Annotated in this window: 17 protein-coding genes; 7 read left to right on the forward strand and 10 right to left on the reverse strand. The window is 44.6% G+C overall.

From position 1 onward, the window contains the following. Positions 1–207: 207 nt before the first annotated feature. The 3 genes from AAJP47_RS04335 to erpA all read right to left on the reverse strand — a co-directional run bounded on the left by AAJP47_RS04335 (position 208) and on the right by erpA (position 3,086). A complete protein-coding gene (locus tag AAJP47_RS04335; protein WP_346716689.1) occupies positions 208–735 on the reverse strand; it encodes a disulfide bond formation protein B in 528 nt (175 codons plus the stop codon). A gap of 56 nt (positions 736–791) precedes the next feature. Next, the gene (gshA, locus tag AAJP47_RS04340) at positions 792–2,357 is read right to left on the reverse strand and encodes a glutamate--cysteine ligase (RefSeq protein ID WP_346716690.1); all 1,566 of its coding nucleotides are present in this window, start codon (positions 2,355–2,357) and stop codon (positions 792–794) included. A 348-nt stretch (positions 2,358–2,705) separates the two neighbouring features. After that, positions 2,706–3,086, reverse strand: coding sequence for an iron-sulfur cluster insertion protein ErpA (gene erpA, locus AAJP47_RS04345; RefSeq protein ID WP_346716691.1), 381 nt, complete (start codon positions 3,084–3,086; stop codon positions 2,706–2,708). A 470-nt stretch (positions 3,087–3,556) separates the two neighbouring features. On the opposite strand from erpA, the gene AAJP47_RS04350 reads away from it, so the two are divergent. Continuing rightward, positions 3,557–5,623 (forward strand): ABC-F family ATP-binding cassette domain-containing protein, encoded by a 2,067-nt coding sequence (locus AAJP47_RS04350; protein WP_346716692.1) that lies wholly within the window; start codon positions 3,557–3,559, stop codon positions 5,621–5,623. A gap of 111 nt (positions 5,624–5,734) precedes the next feature. On the opposite strand, the gene AAJP47_RS04355 is transcribed toward AAJP47_RS04350, so the two are convergent. Beyond that, entirely contained in the window at positions 5,735–6,097 is a 363-nt protein-coding gene (locus AAJP47_RS04355; protein ID WP_346716693.1) for a septal ring lytic transglycosylase RlpA family protein, read from the reverse strand. A 330-nt stretch (positions 6,098–6,427) separates the two neighbouring features. Continuing rightward, positions 6,428–6,910, reverse strand: a complete 483-nt coding sequence (locus AAJP47_RS04360; RefSeq protein ID WP_346716694.1) for a DinB family protein — start codon at positions 6,908–6,910, stop codon at positions 6,428–6,430. Between the two features lie 232 nt (positions 6,911–7,142). Between AAJP47_RS04360 and AAJP47_RS04365 the strand changes: the two genes are divergently transcribed. The 4 genes from AAJP47_RS04365 to AAJP47_RS04380 all read left to right on the forward strand — a co-directional run bounded on the left by AAJP47_RS04365 (position 7,143) and on the right by AAJP47_RS04380 (position 9,554). After that, complete coding sequence (locus AAJP47_RS04365; protein WP_346716695.1) at positions 7,143–7,442, forward strand: Bor family protein; 300 nt, start codon at positions 7,143–7,145, stop codon at positions 7,440–7,442. 12 nt (positions 7,443–7,454) lie between these two features. Next, positions 7,455–7,748: a Bor family protein gene (locus AAJP47_RS04370; RefSeq protein WP_346716696.1), complete on the forward strand. Its 294-nt coding sequence runs from the start codon at positions 7,455–7,457 to the stop codon at positions 7,746–7,748. A 374-nt stretch (positions 7,749–8,122) separates the two neighbouring features. Continuing rightward, on the forward strand, positions 8,123–9,139 hold the full coding sequence (locus tag AAJP47_RS04375; RefSeq protein WP_346716697.1) for a DnaJ C-terminal domain-containing protein: 1,017 nt from the start codon (positions 8,123–8,125) through the stop codon (positions 9,137–9,139). Between the two features lie 91 nt (positions 9,140–9,230). Further along, a complete protein-coding gene (locus AAJP47_RS04380; RefSeq protein WP_346716698.1) occupies positions 9,231–9,554 on the forward strand; it encodes a chaperone modulator CbpM in 324 nt (107 codons plus the stop codon). A gap of 135 nt (positions 9,555–9,689) precedes the next feature. On the opposite strand, the gene AAJP47_RS04385 is transcribed toward AAJP47_RS04380, so the two are convergent. The 5 genes from AAJP47_RS04385 to AAJP47_RS04405 form a co-directional block, all read right to left on the reverse strand. After that, a complete protein-coding gene (locus tag AAJP47_RS04385) occupies positions 9,690–10,877 on the reverse strand; it encodes an MFS transporter (RefSeq protein WP_346716699.1) in 1,188 nt (395 codons plus the stop codon). A gap of 408 nt (positions 10,878–11,285) precedes the next feature. Further along, complete coding sequence (gene sstT / locus AAJP47_RS04390) at positions 11,286–12,488, reverse strand: serine/threonine transporter SstT (RefSeq protein ID WP_346716700.1); 1,203 nt, start codon at positions 12,486–12,488, stop codon at positions 11,286–11,288. A 212-nt stretch (positions 12,489–12,700) separates the two neighbouring features. Beyond that, the gene (locus tag AAJP47_RS04395; RefSeq protein WP_346716701.1) at positions 12,701–13,165 is read right to left on the reverse strand and encodes a DNA polymerase III subunit chi; all 465 of its coding nucleotides are present in this window, start codon (positions 13,163–13,165) and stop codon (positions 12,701–12,703) included. Positions 13,166–13,200: 35 nt separating this feature from the next. Continuing rightward, positions 13,201–14,835, reverse strand: coding sequence for a leucyl aminopeptidase (locus AAJP47_RS04400; protein WP_346716702.1), 1,635 nt, complete (start codon positions 14,833–14,835; stop codon positions 13,201–13,203). 459 nt (positions 14,836–15,294) lie between these two features. Further along, positions 15,295–15,912 carry a cysteine hydrolase family protein gene (locus AAJP47_RS04405; RefSeq protein WP_346716703.1) on the reverse strand — a complete coding sequence of 206 codons (618 nt, stop codon included), beginning with the start codon at positions 15,910–15,912 and terminating at the stop codon, positions 15,295–15,297. Between the two features lie 538 nt (positions 15,913–16,450). Between AAJP47_RS04405 and AAJP47_RS04410 the strand changes: the two genes are divergently transcribed. Together AAJP47_RS04410 and lptG are read left to right on the forward strand one after the other, a co-directional pair. Then, complete coding sequence (locus AAJP47_RS04410) at positions 16,451–17,740, forward strand: LPS export ABC transporter permease LptF (protein WP_346716704.1); 1,290 nt, start codon at positions 16,451–16,453, stop codon at positions 17,738–17,740. Continuing rightward, positions 17,740–18,948, forward strand: a complete 1,209-nt coding sequence (lptG, locus tag AAJP47_RS04415) for an LPS export ABC transporter permease LptG (protein ID WP_346716705.1) — start codon at positions 17,740–17,742, stop codon at positions 18,946–18,948. The genes AAJP47_RS04410 and lptG overlap by 1 nt, the downstream gene beginning before the upstream one ends. Positions 18,949–19,023: the final 75 nt, after the last annotated feature.

Consider the following 19,023-nt stretch of genomic DNA (forward strand, 5'->3'; position numbering starts at 1 on the left):
TCTTTGTGGATATTTTGTTATAACCAAAAGCTATAGTAAGTAAAAATAAACGTTTACTAGAGACACAAGTTACTAATAAACGTTATCAGCGGGGCTTAACAGTCGCCTTATCTAAATGATTAGTCATAATAAAATAAGTTTATTAGACTATGCCCTAGTTTGGGTAAAGAATTATAGCGAAAAAATATAGTGTATGCTAACCCGCTTTTAAGCCAGACGCTTAGGGGCAGCAGGACGCACGATGCGCCATAGTATTAATACATGTACCAGCAATAAGACAGTAAACAAAATCAAAGACTGCTCAGGAATACTCATTCCCATAAATGTCCAATCGACAACGGCACATTCACCAGAGCCAGTAAAAACCTCTCTGAACACTTGTAAAATAGGTAAGGTATCGAGCCAGTAGTCCAAACCAGGGCCACATGATGGCACCTGATCGGCTGGTAAGTGTTGTATCCAAACATGACGTGCTGCTACCAACGTCGCCCAACCGATCCCGATTAGGCTACCGAACCACAATACCAACCTAACGCCCATCGATTTGGGATTAAACAAAGCGGCTATCAGAGCAAAACCACCCATGACCATCAGGCCAACTCGCTGAAAAATACAAAGTGGACACGGTGAAAGTCCTAAATGACTTTGTAAGAAAAGCAGTGCAAAACTCATGCCTATAACGGCCATAAGTACCAAAAATATCTGTAAACTGCGGTAAGTGGTCAGCTTTTCCATCGGATGGTTACTCTTATCAAGTTAGTCAGCTATCACTGACAAATAAACATTGGTGTTTAACGGTATTGCTGCAAAAACTCCATGAAGTCTTCTGTTTCGGTGTTTTCAATCTCAGTTTGCTGCAACATAGATTTTTCTGCCAGCACTTCATACTTGGCCTGCGTATTGGGACTGAGCGTTTGTTGCAACAACGACGCGCGGTGCTGCTGCGCCAGTGTAAAGCCAAGCTGCCATAGGCTCCCCAATCGCTTACTATCAGAGTTGACCTGCGCTGAGATGGTTGACTCAGGATGACCAGCTTTGCCTTGCATTAAGGCCACGGCGGCGCGGTAATCGTTGCCACCATAATGAGCGTCCAATAAAGCGGCAAGCGGTTGCATTCGCTCTAAATGCTCAAGCATCCAGCTTTCTAGTAACTGCTCTTTGCCATCGTCTAAAATGTGCAAGCCTTCACGGCGGCCTTCATTGACCACGCGTTCAAGATTGATGGCCAGCGTGTCTTCTTCTTCTGGCAACAAATCTGGCGAGTCGCTAAGCAAACAATACAGTGCCATCACTTCTAAGAAGCAAGCACTAGACAGACGAATACCGACATCGCTATAAGGGTCAAGATCAATGGCACGGAACTCAACGTAGGCGATACCGCGGCGCTCAAGGGCTTCGGTTGGCGTCTCACCGCTCATGGTGATCTGTTTTGGGCGAATGGGGCTATAGTATTCGTTTTCTATTTGTAGAATATGATTGTTGATTTGAATTGGATTGCCATCCGCGTCATTCAAGCCAAGCTTTTCAAAGCTTGAGTGCGGCGTTTGAATCGCACGGCGCAGTCCATCGACATATTCTGGTAGGTAATTATAACGAATATCAAGGTGCTCTTGCACACTATTGGTATAACCAAGCTTGCCCATACGCAGACTGGTGGCGGCAGGTTTATAGAAGGTTGAGTCGTTTAGCTTTTCTAAATCATGTTCGCGGCCTGCGACAAAGCAAGGACAGACACTTGGACTGGCACCCAGTAAATAAAGAATGAGACTGGTCAGACGTTTAAAATTACGAATGAGCCCTAGGTACTTCTCGTTTTTAAACTCAGTCAGCGTTTGGCTTTGGGCAGCTGACGTTTGTGCTTGCCAAACTTCAAACAAGCCATCTCCAAACGACAAGTTATAATGTAAACCAGCGATGGTCTGCATGCGGCGACCATAACGGATGCCAAGACCACTACGATACAAGGTTTTAAGCTTACCCGTATTCGAGCTACCATAATCCGCCAAAGGAATGTCTTTATCATCGGCTGACAGCATACATGGCATCGATAATGGCCACATCAGCTCACCTTCTGGTATGCCTTGATAGACCAAGACATGCAGTTGACGCAGCATATTTAGCGTTTCTTTTGGTGTGGTTTTGGGATCAGTAATCAGCTCAAGTAAGCTTTCTGAATAATCGGTGGTGATAAATGGATGGGTTAGTTTTGACCCAAGTTTGCTCGGATGCGGCGTTTGTGCCAAATAACCATCTGGCCTAACGCGTAAGCCTTCTTTTTCAATACCACGCAGCATACCTGTTAACTGTTCGCTGTCAAACCAGCTAGGAATGTCAAAGCTACTCGCAAAATTACTCATAATAGTCATCTATTGTTATTTATTATGGGGGCTCAAAACACGATGGGTGTTTGACCATAAAGAAGGTAAATATTAGATTTAGAATTCCGTCAGTTTAGCTCAAACCTGCTTTGAAAACCACGAACAATTACAAATACGATAAGCTTTACAAGGACGCACCTGTCTAGATTACAGCAGATATTTGGCGCAAATTGTACTTTAGAGTGACGGTATAAAACGTATAAAAAAAGCATCTACCAAATGGATAGATGCTTTCAATACGCCAAGTGAGCGCTGTCTCATAGCACAGGCTAACCATTTAGACGCATTCACTAACAACGCTCTGACAGAAAAGTGGTACTAATGGCGCTAGATAGAAAACGAAGAACCACAGCCGCACGTGGTGGTGGCATTGGGGTTGGTCACAATAAAGCGTGCGCCTTCTAGTCCTTCCGTATAATCAACGGTAGAACCTTGTAGGTACTGATAGCTTAATGAGTCAACGACCAGTGTCACATCGCCATTATCAAAGTTGGCATCGTCTTCATTTAAGTCATTGGCAAAATTAAAGCCATAAGAAAAACCTGAACAGCCGCCGCCTGTTACATAGACGCGTAGCATCAGGTCGCTATCACCTTCTTCTTCACGTAGGCGGCGAACCTTTTGCGCGGCACTATCGGTTAGCTTTAATACCGTTGGATCTACAGGCTGGCTTGCGCTTGGGTTAAATTGGTTGGCTGATTCGTTCATATCTACCTCAGTTGCTAGGATCAAATGCTGTCGTCATCCTGTTTGGGTTTGCCATTTATAGAGTGCAAATAAAGATACGGTCGGCGTTTGATTCGAGTGGGTGCTGTCATTAAAGCAATGCTATTAGCGCATTATAATGCAAAATAAATAGTGTAGGCGTGTCATCATCACGTCGTCGCTGACGTCTGACACTTATTTGGTAGCAGTATATCATAATGGGGGTGAGGATTCGTTTGTCAAGCGTGTTCCTGCCAACCAAATTTAACTCACTTGCATACACGCTTTATGACCTTTACTTTTTACGGTCAAGCATACCGTTTTTGACCTGAATAAATACTTAGTTTTGAAATAGTTATTTAATCGTTTGCCTATGGGGCAAGCGTTTGAAATAATAGCCGCCATTGACATGCCAGATGTGTGTTTTTCTGCTTGCCTTATATTTTATATTACTGTTGAGATGAAGAAATTATATGATCGAATTTAAAGACGTTGGTGTTCGCCGTGATGGCCGTGAATTGTTTGCGGGGGCAAGCTTTCAGCTACATCCGGGCCACAAGGTTGGCTTAACGGGCAACAACGGTACAGGCAAGTCGACCTTGTTTGCCTTATTATTGACGCAGATGGGCACCGGTGAAACCGAAGTCACGCTGGATCGGGGTGAGGTCAGTATTCCTGACAGCTGGCATGTCGCGCATATGGCACAGGAAGTGGGTGCGAGCACGCAAACGGCGATTGACTATGTGTTGAGCGGCGACGAGCAGTGGTATGAGATCAATGCCGCATTAAACGATTTGAGTAGCGTAAGCGACGAGCAGATTGGCGTATTGCACCAGCAGTTTGATGAAATCGATGGCTATCGCACCCCAACCAAAGCGGCGCAAATCATGGCAGGCCTTGGTTTTAACACCACCCAGCATGAACTGCCGGTAGAAGGGTTTTCGGGCGGTTGGCGCATGCGCTTAAACCTTGCCAAAACTTTGATGAGCCGTGCGGATCTCATGCTGCTCGATGAGCCAACCAACCATTTGGACTTGGATGCTATCTTGTGGCTTGAAACTTGGATCAATGCCTATACCGGTTTGGTCATTGTTATCTCGCATGACCAAGCATTTTTGGATGCGACGGTCGGTCATATCTTGCACGTCGAACAACAAAAAATCACCCTGTACACGGGTAATTATCAGCAGTTTATTCGTACGCGTCATGAGCGTATGGCGCAGCAGCAGCAAGCGTTTGAGAAGCAGCAAGCGACCAAAGCGCATTTGGATGACTTTATTCGTCGTTTCCGCGCCAAAGCCAGTAAGGCCAAACAAGCGCAGAGCCGTATCAAGCAACTTGAGCGTATGGCGGAGCTGTCCCCCATGATGGCAGACAACCCATTCTCATTCCGCTTCTATGAGCCAGCAAACATGAGCTCGCCACTGATTGAGCTGACCCAAGCTGACATTGGCTATAGTGATACGCCGCTGTTGCATAATGCCAATGTACAGGTAACGCCTGATACGCGTCTTGGTTTACTCGGTATGAATGGCGCGGGTAAATCAACGCTGATCAAAGCCTTAGTGGGCGAGCTTGGCGTGCTATCAGGCACGTATCGGGTGTCTGACACCATAAAACTCGGTTATTTTAATCAGCATCAAATGGACGTGCTTGACTCAGCTGCCACGCCGTTACAAATGATGCGTCGCCTAGCAGGCAAGACCTCAGATGCTGAGTTGCGCTCGTTTTTGGGCAGTTTTGACTTTCGCGGTGATCGCATTGATACGCCCAGTGAGTTGTTTTCGGGCGGTGAGCGTGCGCGTTTAACCTTAGCATTGATCGTTTGGCAGCGTCCAAACGTGCTGGTACTCGATGAGCCAACCAACCATTTAGACTTACAAATGCGTCAAGCATTGACCATCGCCTTGCAAGGTTTTCAGGGCGCTGTGGTACTGGTCTCACATGATCGCGAGTTGATTGCCAATGTCTGTGATGAGTTGTTTTTGGTGCATGATGGTCAAATTGATGAGTTTGAAGGCGATATCAGCGACTATGGTAAGTGGCTGGCAGAAAAGCGCAAACAAGAGAACTCACAAGACAAAAGTACCAGCAAGAAAAAGAACAAAAAAGCCAATAAGAAGTTTGTTTCACGTGAAACGAATGACACGCCATCTAGCAATCAACCAGCTGTTGGTGCAGAGAGCAAAAATAAATCAGCCACCGCTGCTAATACGACAACAGCGAGCAATAAAGCATCTGCTCACTCGACCCTAAGTAAAGAAGAGCAGCGCAAGCTGGCGGCCGAACAACGCAAGTTAACCGCGCCTATTCGCCGTGATATTGAAAATTTAGAAAAGACGTTGGCTCAGATTAACAATAAACTCAATGTTCTCGAAGATAAGCTCGCTGATACCACGCTTTATGAAGACAGTCGTAAGTCTGACTTGCTGGTGTTATTGAATGAGCAGACATCATTGCAGCAGCAGCATAGCGATAATGAAGAGACATTGTTGCAAGCGATGACGACTTTAGAGGACATGGAAGCGGGTTTTGAATAAAAAGGTTTGGATCGAAACAGCTATTCATTTATATCGGTTGACTGATTGATAAAAAGAGTCATAAAAAAGGGAAGGCATTAGCCTTCCCTTTTTTTTACGTTATTTTTTACGTTATTCCCTACGGTATTTACCATCACCGTAAGAGAGAATTTCCATCGTCGTGGTACACAGTTGACAGTTTATTTTACCAGCAGCGGCTTTTGATAAATCAAGAATACGGCCGCTAATAAATGGGCCTCGGTCTGTGATTTTGACAACAACGCTCTCTTTTGTCTTTTTATTGGTCACTTGTACCTTCGTACCAAACGGCAACGTGCGATGCGCCGCCGTCAGTGAGTTCATATTGAAGATACTACCACTTGCCGTACGCTTACCATGAAATTTGCTGCCATAAAAACTGGTGTTACCCGCAAAAACGGCCGTGCTCAGCATAAGTGATAACGCGACAACCAAAGACTTGATTAAATAAGACATCTAATACCTTTCTTACCTTTCTGCAATTGAAGAAATAGACAGATATACCTGCCTATGTTATCCATATCCAATAAGAGTATGAATTATATGGATATTTTACAATACAGAGCTTGTCGTATTCTTACAGAGATGTAAAAAACGCTCGAGTTCAAATAATCTCCAAGATAGTCGTTGTTTTTATAATGAACGATTTATGGTTCATGCGATACATCATATCTATATTGTTATTTATAAAAATTGAAAGGATAGTGTCTTCGAAAAGTGTATTTACATTACTTTCTGTCATATTCTTCAAACTTGGTAATAGATATTCAGCTTGTCTCAGCAGTCCTAATCGTTAGTCGTGATAGTCTGGCTAATGATAGCTTCTTTGGCAAACTGTCTTCTTGATGGTTCAGCCGAATGCAGATAACGCGTAAAGGTGTCTTTTGGACGTTCAAGACTGTTAGACGCTAGTACTCTAGAGGCCATACCGCGGTGATTACTACCATGAGTTAACAAATGCAATAGAATCTCTTCTACGGTTAATTGACCAAAGTCTCCATCAATGAATTGAAATGATATGACTCGCGCTAGCTCAGCAGCTGATACGGTTTGTGTAAAGTTAACCAACCAGCTGTCATTTGTCTCCATTCTCTGACGCAATTTTATTAAAGTAGGCGTCTCTTCAGTATTGTCCGCAGCAAACGGGTCTGCTTCACCCAAAATTCGACTAATAAAAAAACTATCAACGACGGCTGTATGATTTAAAATCCGAACAAAAAAGGTGGCCTTACTGACCGAGAGTTTGGAGATTTGATGTTCTCCAAACATCAACAGCTCATGATTTGCCCATTTTTTGTACTGAAATGCATTAGCAAATAGCATTAAAACCTCTACATTTTTACGATTAAATTCTACAGTATGGTCAGCAGTAGTCTTATTCTAATGTCTACTATTACATTTATAAAACATTTTTATAAATTTAATTACATTTATGTTGCATTTGAGATTTTTAAAGAGTAATGTTGCACTCCGAACAAAAATCAATTAATGGAATTAATATATGAAGAAAGTTGTTGCGGTGGCATTATTGGCCATTTTGACTTCAGGATGCGCGACGCAAAACTATTTGGTTTCGTCACCAGTCGCACCGAGTACCGCCATTGAAGCAGATGAAAGCAAAATGCAGACGTTTTTTGTGAGTGGATTGGGTCAAGAGCAGGAAATCGATGCCGCTCAAGTATGTGAAGGTAAAGACAACGTTGGTAGTATTCAAACCCAAAGTAACTTTGTCAATATCGTATTGGGCATCGTCTCTTATGGTATTTATACTCCCCGTCAAACCCGCGTTTATTGTAAGTAAGGATATACTACTATGAAAAAAATCATAACAATCGCATTGATGGGCTCAGTATTATTGGCGTCAGGTTGTGCTACACAGACGGCACTTATTCAGCCAACTCAACAAGTGACACCAACGTATTCGAAATCACAGTCTTTCTTTATAGCTGGTATTGGTCAAACACAATCTGTAAATGCGGCTGAAGTTTGTGGCGGCGCGGCAAATGTAGCCAAAGTACAAACCATTCAGTCTCCTACAGATGTTGCTTTAGGCGTGGTAACGTTCGGTATCTATACCCCTCGTACAGCTAAAGTTTTCTGTAAATAGTAAAGTACCTCATGCCTTAAAGGTATTGGAAACGTTCCATCATAAAAAGAGTAGACAGTGAGTGTTTGCTCTTTTTTTATGCCTGTATTAAAAGCATGACTCACTTATAGTTGATCTATTCTAAAACCAATACAGTACTGAGATGAGTCTTTCGTAGCTTCTGTTTAGCAGTATGCAAGGGACATTTATATCAGCATTCGCTAAAGGATTTGACGTTAATATTTCTATAACGGTATTCGTTGTTTTTATTGCTATCATTATTAGTAGAGTATAAACATCACAGGCTATGTCGCCGCTAAACAAATTTTCACACCATGGCGTTCAAAGTAGGCATACCAGTATCGTACACATACTTTTATCTTGGGGAACACAACATGGCAGAGAAAAACTACTACGACATTTTAGGGGTCAAAAAAGACGCCTCAGACGCTGATATTAAAAAAAGATACCGTAAGCTTGTTCGTCAATACCACCCTGATGTCAGTGACGATCCAGACGCAGATAATAAGATCGCAGAAATCAACAACGCGTACGAAACGATCAGGGACAAAGACAAGCGAGCAGAATACGATGCCATGTTAGACAATCCTTTTGCTGGTCAAGGTGGCGGTTTTGCTGGTCAGTCGGCGGGCGGCAGTCAGGGCGGTTTTCGCTGGGAAGACATAAAAGGTCAGTTTGGTGACGGCGAAGCCTTTGGCGAAGGCGGCTTTCGTTTTGACGATATTTTTTCAGCATTTGGTCGCGGGGCGCGCGGATCCACCAATGGACAAAGAGGCGGACAGTCGCAGCGCGGTGGTTTTGATCAATTTGGTGGCGGTTTTGGTACACAAGACAGTAAAGGCCAAGACCAACATGCGGAGATCACCGTTGACTTGGCCTCCGTCTATACTGGCGATGACTACAGTATTAAATTAAACGTACCAGTTCGTCAGCCTAATGGCAGCGTTACCTACGACAATAAAACGCTAAAAATAAAAATTCCAAAAGGCATCACGGATGGCAAACAAATCCGCTTAGCAGGCCAAGGCGCGGCAGGGTTGGGCGATGCCAGTAATGGCGATTTGTTTTTAAAAGTGAAAATCCGTCACGCAGACAACATTCGTATCGAAGGGGCTGATGTCTATCAAACCGTGAATATCGCTCCTTGGGAGGCGGCATTGGGTGAGAAAATCAATGTTACAACGCCTACAGGCACGCTTGCCGTGACCATTCCCAAAAACAGCAAATCGGGTAGCAACTTACGCCTAAAAGGCAAAGGTATTCCTGCCAAGCAAGCAGGCGATTTATATTTAACCCTAAACATTGTTAACCCCGATATCAGTACTGAAGCGGCGACCCAAGCATACGAGCAGCTAAAACAAGCTTTTGCCGATACCAATATTGACCGTTGATAGTGGTGTTTTATCATAGCCAAAAACCATTGTAAGAGAGACGAACACCACCCGATAACGATGAAATAAAGCGCAAACGAGGATAATAGTTATGAAACACTCGCCTGAATTTACCGACATTATCATGAGCTTAGATGAGCTGGTTTCTACCTGTGGCCAAGATCGCCAATGGGTCATTGAATTGATTGAAGAAAACATCATCGAATATGATGTGCCAGAGCAGGAGCAATTCACTGGTTATCAGCTGACGACTGTGCGCCGTGCTTCCCGCCTGAGTCGCGATTTTGATGCTAGTGTTCCCGCGATTGGGTTGATACTAGAGTTATTAGATGAGCTTGAGCAATTACGCCAACTCAAACGGCAAATAGACAAACCAGCCACTGTCATTGAAGTAGACATTGATCATTTGAAGTAGTGAGATAACCATACAGAATAGACGATCAAAAAGAGCCAAGTGGCTCTTTTTTATGTTTATGAATAACCAAAAATAGCGGATATACGTTGATGTTTTATCGAACATATTCTCTTTTGGGTAGTAGAACTTCAAGTTTTAGCTCGAAACAAACCCATTTCTTTTAGCAGACCAGACTACTGATAGTCCTAATAAAGCAAGTGCAAGGACTGCCCACGGAAACGATACTGCCCCAAGGCGTTGTAATAGTATTGCACCTGCTACTCCGCCGCAAGCTATCGCTAGGTTGAATACTGTCACAAGCATGGACTGTGCAACATCAGCGTTATCACCTGCGGCGCCTGCAAGTGCGGTCTGTAACAATATCGGTGCGCCCCCAAAGGTCAGTCCCCATATGGCTATACCCACTAGAACGATGGCTGTAGAGCCACCAGAGAAACCCAATATTAACGCTCCTATCGCAAACACACTCAGACTTATCAAAGCCATCAACCGTAGCCAGTTATCTACTAACAGCCCAGTAAGCCAGATCCCTACTATAGCAGCAATGCCGAATAGCAGTAATATAGCATCCACTCGCTGTGCCAACCCGACCGATGCTAAAAATGGCTCGATGTAAGTATAGAGAATGTTGTGAGCTGCGATCCATACAAACAACGTGAGCAATACAGGGCGAATACCTGGCATCGAAAAAACGTGCCGAATTGATAAGCGCTGTTTGGCTGACTGACCAGCGAAGTCAGGTAATGCCAGACGTACCCAAATCAACGATAGCAATGTTAACGCTGACATGATCCAAAACACGCCGCGCCAGTCCAATAGCAGACCTAACCATGTTCCTAAAGGTACGCCAAAAGCCAGTGCAATTGGCTGACCCACTCCTGTTATCGCTAATGCACGCCCTCGCATGTTGTCTGCCACCATACGTAACACATAGCCGGGTAGTAATCCCCATATCACTCCTGCTGCCATACCTGCAGCAAAGCGTGCCGCTATAATGATTCCATAGCTGTTCGACAAGGCCGTAATAATATTGAATACCAATAGGCTTCCAATTGCCAATAAGAACAATCGGCGGCGATTCCAACTACGAGTGGCAGCAATAACTGGGATAGCGGCTAGCACAGAGCCTAGTGCATAAAACGTAATCAGCTGGCCTGCTAGCGCCTTAGAAACCCCTAAGGACTCACTAATTTGTGGTAACAAACCAGCTGGCATGGTTTCGGTCATGATAGTGAGAAAGCCTGCTAGTGTGAATGCCAGCAGCTTCCAGATAGGTAAACGTGGAGCGTTAAGCTCAGAGGCTTTAGGTTCGTCGATATTCATATAGCCTTTGCCTCCACTGCCATCCAGAGGACAAAAGTAATATAGGATATAGGAAAAATAATGCTGTTAATGTTCATGTTAATTTCTTTTAATAATAGGTAAAACCCCTGTCCATAAATGGCTAGGGTATTCGTGTATTTGGAGTATTTATCGATAGAGGTGATTAAGCACCAAAATTGATGTAGACAGGACTGTAAGGGTGACTGTGAAAACTGCGAAATAGAGTCTAAAAGAGATGGGCAGTATAAATGGGTTTTTCAATAAGACGTATGGTGCTATGTATCGTTTTTGAGATTAAAAAAATATCTTAGTGCATACAACCAAATTTTTTAACAATAAAAAAGGGCCTTTAAAGGGCCCTTTTTTATTTTATAGCAATGCGTTCTATCGGTTAATGCAGATAGGAGATTAACGTGAATACGTAGGATCAGCAGCGGCAGTAAACAGTACATCCGTTGAAGAGTTCAACGCGGTTTCTGCGGAATCTTGGATCACCCCAATGATAAAGCCAATTGCCACTACTTGCATGGCAATGTCGTTGGGGATACTAAACAGACTCGCTGCCAGCGGAATTAAAAGCAATGAGCCACCCGCGACACCAGAAGCGCCGCACGCACTGATCGTAGCAACCAAACTTAATAATAGGGCTGATGCAAAGGATACTTCGATACCAAGGGTGTGAGCCGCCGCAAGCGTTAACACGTTAATCGTGATCGCCGCGCCTGCCATATTGATGGTTGCACCCAGCGGAATGGTCACTGAATAGGTGTCTTCATGAAGACCCAGTTTGCGCGCAAGGTTCATATTGACAGGAATGTTGGCCGCCGAGCTACGAGTAAAAAAGGCAGTGATACCTGATTCACGCAAGCAGGTGAATACCAAGGGATAAGGATTCTTACCTGTCTTAATAAGTACAATGATTGGGTTTGCGATTAACGCGATAAATAGCATACAACCGACCAAGACCAGCAAAATACGCGCATAGCCTGCCAAAGACGCAAAGCCGGTTTCAGCGACCGTATTCGCCACCAAACCTAAAATACCAAAAGGCGCTAGCGCAATGATCCATTTCACCACTTGTGAGATCGCGTCAGAAAAATCACTGACTACGGCACGAGCCGTATCACTGGCTTGACGCAGCGCAAAACCAATGATAATTGCCCACGCTAAAATACCAATATAGTTGGCTTCGGCAACCGCACTGACAGGGTTTGCGACCAGATTCATCAAAAGATTGGTCAATACTTCTTTTAGATCGGCGGGCGGAACTTGTTCAATCGAGGCATTGACCAAGACAAGATCGGTTGGAAATAAGAAGCTTGCCATCACCGCAGTCAGGGCTGCCAAAAAAGTGCCAAACATGTACATAATAAGCACAGGCTTGACATACACTTCGTTGCCACTACGGTGCTGGCTAATAGCGGCCATCACCAAAATAAACACCAGTATGGGTGCGACGGCTTTTAGAGCACCAACGAACAACGTGCCCAATATTCCCAAAGCAATACCAACGCTTGGCGCAAGCCAACCGATTAATACTCCCAATATCAAACCCATAATAATCAAAGGCACCAGTCCTATCCGCTGGTACATCGCAACCAATGAACGCATCTATACATCCTCAAATCAGTAAGCAAATAATACATTTGTAATGGATACAAAAAAGCAATCGAAGAATAGTAGCACTTTTTACAGTAGACGCCTACCTAAGAGCCTATCTGAAAAGTTTTATAGAAGAAAAGAGATGCGACATAATGACTGATAAAGAATTTAAGTAGCGCGTGACGCTATTTATACTGGCTTTATGGAGGATGGTCTATAGATTAGACCTTAAAGTGCGTCAACTGATAGCCTGCTTGTTGATAGGTTTTATATTTATGACGACCTTCATCCACACTGTTCGTATCGGGTTTTATCAGCTCAAGTACGCGAGTAGGCTGGGCGTTGTTGGTTGCAGCGATAAAGCGATTGATTGGATGTGAGGCGGTATTAATCACGATGCCTTTAAAATCAGCGGGCAAATAGCTGGCAAGCAGAACAGGCGCCAATACTTGATGAGTAACAGACGTGTCAGCAGAGTCAGTAGCTAACAGGCGTTGATGCGGTATAAAACTGGTCGCTTCTTGCGCCCATAATGCCTCATCAAGCGCTGACAATAACGCTTCATCTTCTACAAGAATCAGTACAGACTGCGTGCTTTTGTTAAGCGCGGTTTGCGTGAGCTGACAAATAAAGCCCAAGAAATCTTGGGCTTTACTCTCACTTAATACATAAAAACTGATATTCATAAAATGCTTTTCACAAATTAGCTTTTATAAGTTAATTAGGCAACGTTGGCGCTGTTTTTTAGGTATTGCATAAACAAAGGTACTGGACGACCTGTGGCTGCCTTGTTTGTACCTGAATTCCATGCCGTGCCAGCGATATCTAAATGCGCCCATGCTTGACCTTCTTCTACAAAGCGAGACAAGAAACAGGCGGCAGTGATAGAGCCACCAGCCTTGCCACCGATGTTTTGCAAATCAGCGATAGGCGATTCGAGCTGCGACTGGTACTCGTCATCCATTGGCATATGCCAGATGAGATCACCTGATAGGTTACTGGCATTTTCAAGATCGAATAACACATCTTCGTCATTACTATAGACCGCTGAACGCACGTGACCCAAGGCAACCACACAAGCGCCCGTCAATGTCGCCACATCAATGATGGCTTTTGGCTGATAGCGCTGTACGTAGCATAATGTGTCTGCTAGTACCAAACGACCTTCTGCATCGGTATTTAGGATTTCAACAGAGGTGCCGTTCATGGCTTTAACGATATCGCCCGGACGAGTAGCATCACCTGATGGCATATTTTCAGCACAAGCAAGGGCGCCAACGACATTGATCGGTAAGCGCGCTTCGCACAAGGCTTTGATCGTACCGAGTACTGATGCTGAACCGCCCATGTCAAATTTCATCTCATCCATTGCCGCACCTGGCTTGATTGAGATACCACCTGAATCAAAGGTCACGCCTTTACCCACTAAAACGATAGGCGCGTCGTTATTACCAGTTTGAGTATTGGCATCGCTATTTTTGCTTGCCTTTTTAGATGCTTTCTTCGTAGGCAATTTATCAGCCAACGCTTTGAGACCGCCAGTGACTTTCGCGCTTGCATTGCTACCAAAGGCCGATTTGCCTTGATATTCCATCAGTACCAGCTTACCTTCTTTGGTAGAACCTTGTGCGACGGATAAGAAGCAGCCCATACCCAGCGCTGACATCTCGTCTTCACCCAATACAGTGACTTTTAACAGGTCAGGATACGTGTTTGCCATTTCCTGTGCTTGTTCGGCCATATAAGCGGGGAAGCAAATGTTACCCGGCTCATTGGCGACGTCACGAGTTAGGCTTTGACCAGCAAACACAGCTTGGGCAAATTCTAACGCCGCTTGCAATGATTTGTCAGCCAGCAAGTAAATATCGGTTAATACAGGTGTTGTTTGCTCAGACTTGTATTTATCAAAGCGATAAGTCGCTGCCAATAGATTTAACGCCAATTGACCAAATTGATTTTCTTCGAGCGCATCACCTAGAGCTACGGTAATAGAATCAACGCGTTTTTGCGTGCTTTGATAAATAGTATTCGCAATCTTTTGTAATACGCTGTGGCTGAGCTTATCAACATTGCCCACGCCGACCAAAAGCAATTGTACGGGGTTTTGCTTGGTGGTTTTTTTGTCACCTGCCAATGCATAATCTGCTACGGTTTCACAAGCTTTACCGTTGAAGTGTGATACCTCAATCAATTGCTCAATGCGCGTTTGGTAATCGCTCAACGCGGCCTCGGCTAAGATGTTTTTCTTATCATCGACTAAAACCACAAGACAGGCTGCGTCTTTACTTTTGGCTTCTTTTTTAAGTATTTTTTGCGTGTGTGTCTTTGGCAAACTTTGGGTTAATTGAATATTCATATAATTATCCTTATTAGAGTTATAAAACTTAGAATTATGAAATTTAAAGTAATAAAATGCAGGTTTTATTTGATTGGTTATACTTGTTTAATCCTTTGGCTCATGAAGCCGCCATCGTAGTGTAGCATATTGCAAGGAAAGTTCGCAGTGAGCAAGGCTCAGGTAATATCTTCGAACAACTCTGCTAAGCTCGTTTACGTATGACTATATTAAAAAGAGATTTTTTAACAGTCATACGTGAAGTTATAGACAATATATAGACAATCCAATATAGAAAAGGCATAGCGAGAATGGGACTCATTTTTTGATGCCTCTGTCTGCGAAGGGACAGCAAGCAAGAAAAATTGGTTCCAGTCTCGCGCTATCATGTCTTGTATCCATTTTATTTAGGATCAACTATATGTCGTTATAAACAGTTACTTTCATACTTTATCAAAATATGGGCATAAAGGTATCAAATTAGTCAGTAATCAGCTCATTAGTCGTGACCAATGCTGCAAATCTGTCTTGGAGCGCGGCCATCGCAGCTTGGTGTACCACCTCGGCGCTGATGGTTTCTGGCTTAGCACTGGATTTGGCGCTAGGCAAATCACGAGTGGCGCAGGCATCGTGACAAACAATACTATCAAAACCCAAATCAAACGCGGCGCGGGCGGTTGAGCTGACGCACATGTGGCTCATAAACCCAGCAAAAATAATTTGCGATTTATTGCTATCTTTAATCAATGAGTGCAGCTGCGTGTCATAAAAAGCATTGGGATGGTTTTTGACAATGGTTGTCTCATTGCCTTGCGGTTGTAACTGGCTGACAATCTCAACCTTGTCCGATAACGGATCAAACACATTACCATTATCGGCACCGTGGTGAGTAATATGAAAAATAGGAATGTCTTGCAAGCGAGCTTTATCGAGCAATAAACGCGCATTTTCAGTCGCTTTTTTGCCTGCTTCACCCAACGGCATTGCGCCATCGACGTATTCGTTTTGATAATCAATTAAAACCAGTGTGCAATTTGACCAATCAAGCGGTGCAAATTCGCCGCCAGCGAGTTCGAGTAAAGTTGAGGGCGTAGACATGATAGGCTCCTTGAGCGATATGAATGAGAAAGTTGATAATCAATCAGTCTAGCAACTAATAGGGCAGACGCGCGGTCGATGATACGAATGACAAACAAACCTTGCTAAAGTAAATAAAATAAAAACGTGTGAGAATAAAGGCGCTAAGTTTCAGTTGTTTATCTGCCTTTAATGCCCATGCTTGCCTATTCTGATGCAAAAACAGTAAGGTTGAGGCAATCTATTGCAAACACATTTTACCGCTATTTTTGACCAAAATATGATACGATTAGCGGTTATCTTTGTCGCCTATATGTCGCCTATATGTCGCCTATATTTGGTTATCTTTGCCGCTTATATTTGTAAGGCAGAGCGCATAAATAACGCCTCTAGTGTTGCTTTTGACCACGCATTTGGCTGATGTATTACCCAGCTATTAAATGGGTGGCTGAGCATTGCTGTGCTTATGAATCGATAATACGCGTGTGATGCGCTGTGCCAATACCAACCCATAAAGAACCATTTATAAAGAGTATCTATTGTGATATTACGCCGCTATATGACTCAACAAGTTGCCTCAACGACCGCTTTGGTGTTGGGGTTTTTAGTGGTGATGATGCTGGGTGGTCGTTTGATCCGTTACTTTGGTATCGCAGCAGAAGGTAATCTGGATATCAGTTTGTTATTCACAATCATTGGTTACAACTTACCGTATTTTTTAGAGCTGATTTTGCCATTGGCGTTTTTTATTGCTCTGATGTTGGTCTTTGGGCGCTTGTATGTCGATCAAGAAATGGCGGTAATCAACGCCAGCGGCGTGTCGCGTGGAAAGCTTGCGCGTTTGATGACGCCACTGATATTGGCGCTATTCGTGGGTGAAGCGGCGCTTTCTATCGTTGGTAAACCGTGGGGTGTGCGCTCATCTGAGCAAGTTTGGCAACAACAAGCGCTGACCAGTGCCTTTGATTTGATTCGCCCAAACCAATTTATCAGTAGTGGCAATTACCATTTATACGTGGGCAGCTTGAGTGATGACAAAAAACAGCTACAAGATGTGATACTGATTCAGTCTGAGCCTCAGCAAAAGGGCAATGCAGGTAGTAAGGCAGGAGACGACAGTGACGCTGTCGAGGTCAATGAGCGTATTGATGCCGAGACGGCTGAGCAGTTGGATATCCCAGAGCTACCAAACGCGTTGATCAGCAATAACGCCATTAGCAAAGACACGATTACTTTGGCCAAACGCGCAGAGCAAGTGGAGTCAGGCGACAGTGGCGTGACTCAGTTGGACTTATTCCAAGGTCGCCGTTATGAAGTGGGCGCGGGCAGCTTAAAATACAATCAGGTCGGCTTTGATCGTTACCGTATCACCTTGACTGAATCCTCTCAAGAAGTGGTCACCGAAGACAATATTGAGACCCAACCGATTGGTCCTTTATGGCAGACCGCCACAGGGGGCACGCAGACGAGTAGTGAAAATTCGTTACGCGCCGCGCAGGGTGAGCTTGGTTATCGTTTTGCCTTACCATGGCTTATGATCATTGCGCCGATGCTGGCAGTACCACTGGCGCAAGTACGTCCGCGTCAAGGTCGCTGGCTGCGTCTGTTCCCATCTATTTTGCTATTTGTCAGCTGCGCACTTGGGATTATCTCGCTCAAAAATGCGGTGAGTAAAGGCAGCGTGAGCGTATGGGCGTATGCGTGGCTTGTTATAGGATTTATGGCATTGGCCCTTTATATGAATTGGGGCAGCCGGGTGCAGCATCGCTTGCGCTTTCGCAAATCGGACAGCCAGCATTTAACGGCCACTAATCATCAAAGCAGTGGTTCGCACGGAGGACCGTCTTAATGCGCGCCTTATTTTCAAAATCTGCATCTGACGAGCAGCTGTCTCCAATGCCAAGTCAGCTAAAAGTGCTTAGTCGTTACGTCAAACTCAACGCCTTACTCGCCATCGTCGGCGCGGTCATCGGGTTGTGGGCGCTACAATTAGTGTTCTCTTATCTGTCTGAGCTGGATTCTTTAGATGACAGCTATACGATGGGTCAGGCCATCAAATACATCTTTTACCGCTCACCTTACTTTTTAGAGCAGTTTATCCCAACAGGGGCGCTACTTGGCGCAGTAATAGGACTGGGGCTACTGGCGAATAAAAGCGAGCTGGTCGTGATGCGCGCGGCTGGCGTGAGTGTGTATCGTATCGTGGGCTGGGTATTACAACCAGCATTGATTTTTGTGCTGTTGGCACTGGCAGTGAACCAGTTTGTGTTGCCGACTTCCAATCAGTTGGCAAAAGAGATCAACGATGCAGACAGCCGCTCATTGGTCACCTCGGTACGTGGTTATTGGACAGTGCAGCCGCGTTTCGACAGCACGGCGGAGGGCGGTACAACGCCTGATGGTAGTGATATTTTATATATCGATTACGCGGATGTGCAAGGCAATATCGGTGAGGTCAAACGCTGGCACTTAGATAATAACGGCAATCTGCAAACGGCTGTCCATGCTGAGGACGGGCAGTATGTTGGCCGCGAACCGTTAGAGAGTAATGATAGCGAGCCAAGCGAGCAGTATCGTTACGAGTGGCAACTGAATAACATGACCAAGCTGACGATCAATCAAGGATTCGATAGCAGTCAAGCCGTCTCACCATCTGATACCTTAAGTCTGCCTTTTGCCCCTGAATCTGTGTATTTGCTCACGCGTAAAGCAGAAGATTTGTCATTGACCCAGCTGTATGAGCATCGTCAGTTTATGCGTCAACAAGGCACGCGCTCTTTGAGTCATGAACTGGCATTTTGGCAAAAACTACTGTCACCTTTGTCTATCTTATCGCTGGTCATTGTGGCTTGCTCATTTGTCTTTGGCTCATTGCGGACGCACAGTTTGGGTTTGCGTATCGTCGTGGCCTTATTATTCGGCTTGCTGTTCAGTTACGTTCAGGATTTGGTAGGTTTTGTTTCGCTGGCGACAGGGTTTTCGCCCATGCTTATGGTGTTATTACCGATTGTTGCCAGTGCGATCTTGGGTGGTTATTTGCTTAAAAGAAAGATGTAAAACAGAGCAGTCCACTATAAAGAACCCCGCCAAGACTGTGCTGTTTTAGCGGGGTTCTTTATAGCTAGGTTTTAA

The sequence above is a fragment of the Psychrobacter halotolerans genome, assembly GCF_039680845.1.
GTDB lineage: Bacteria > Pseudomonadota > Gammaproteobacteria > Pseudomonadales > Moraxellaceae > Psychrobacter.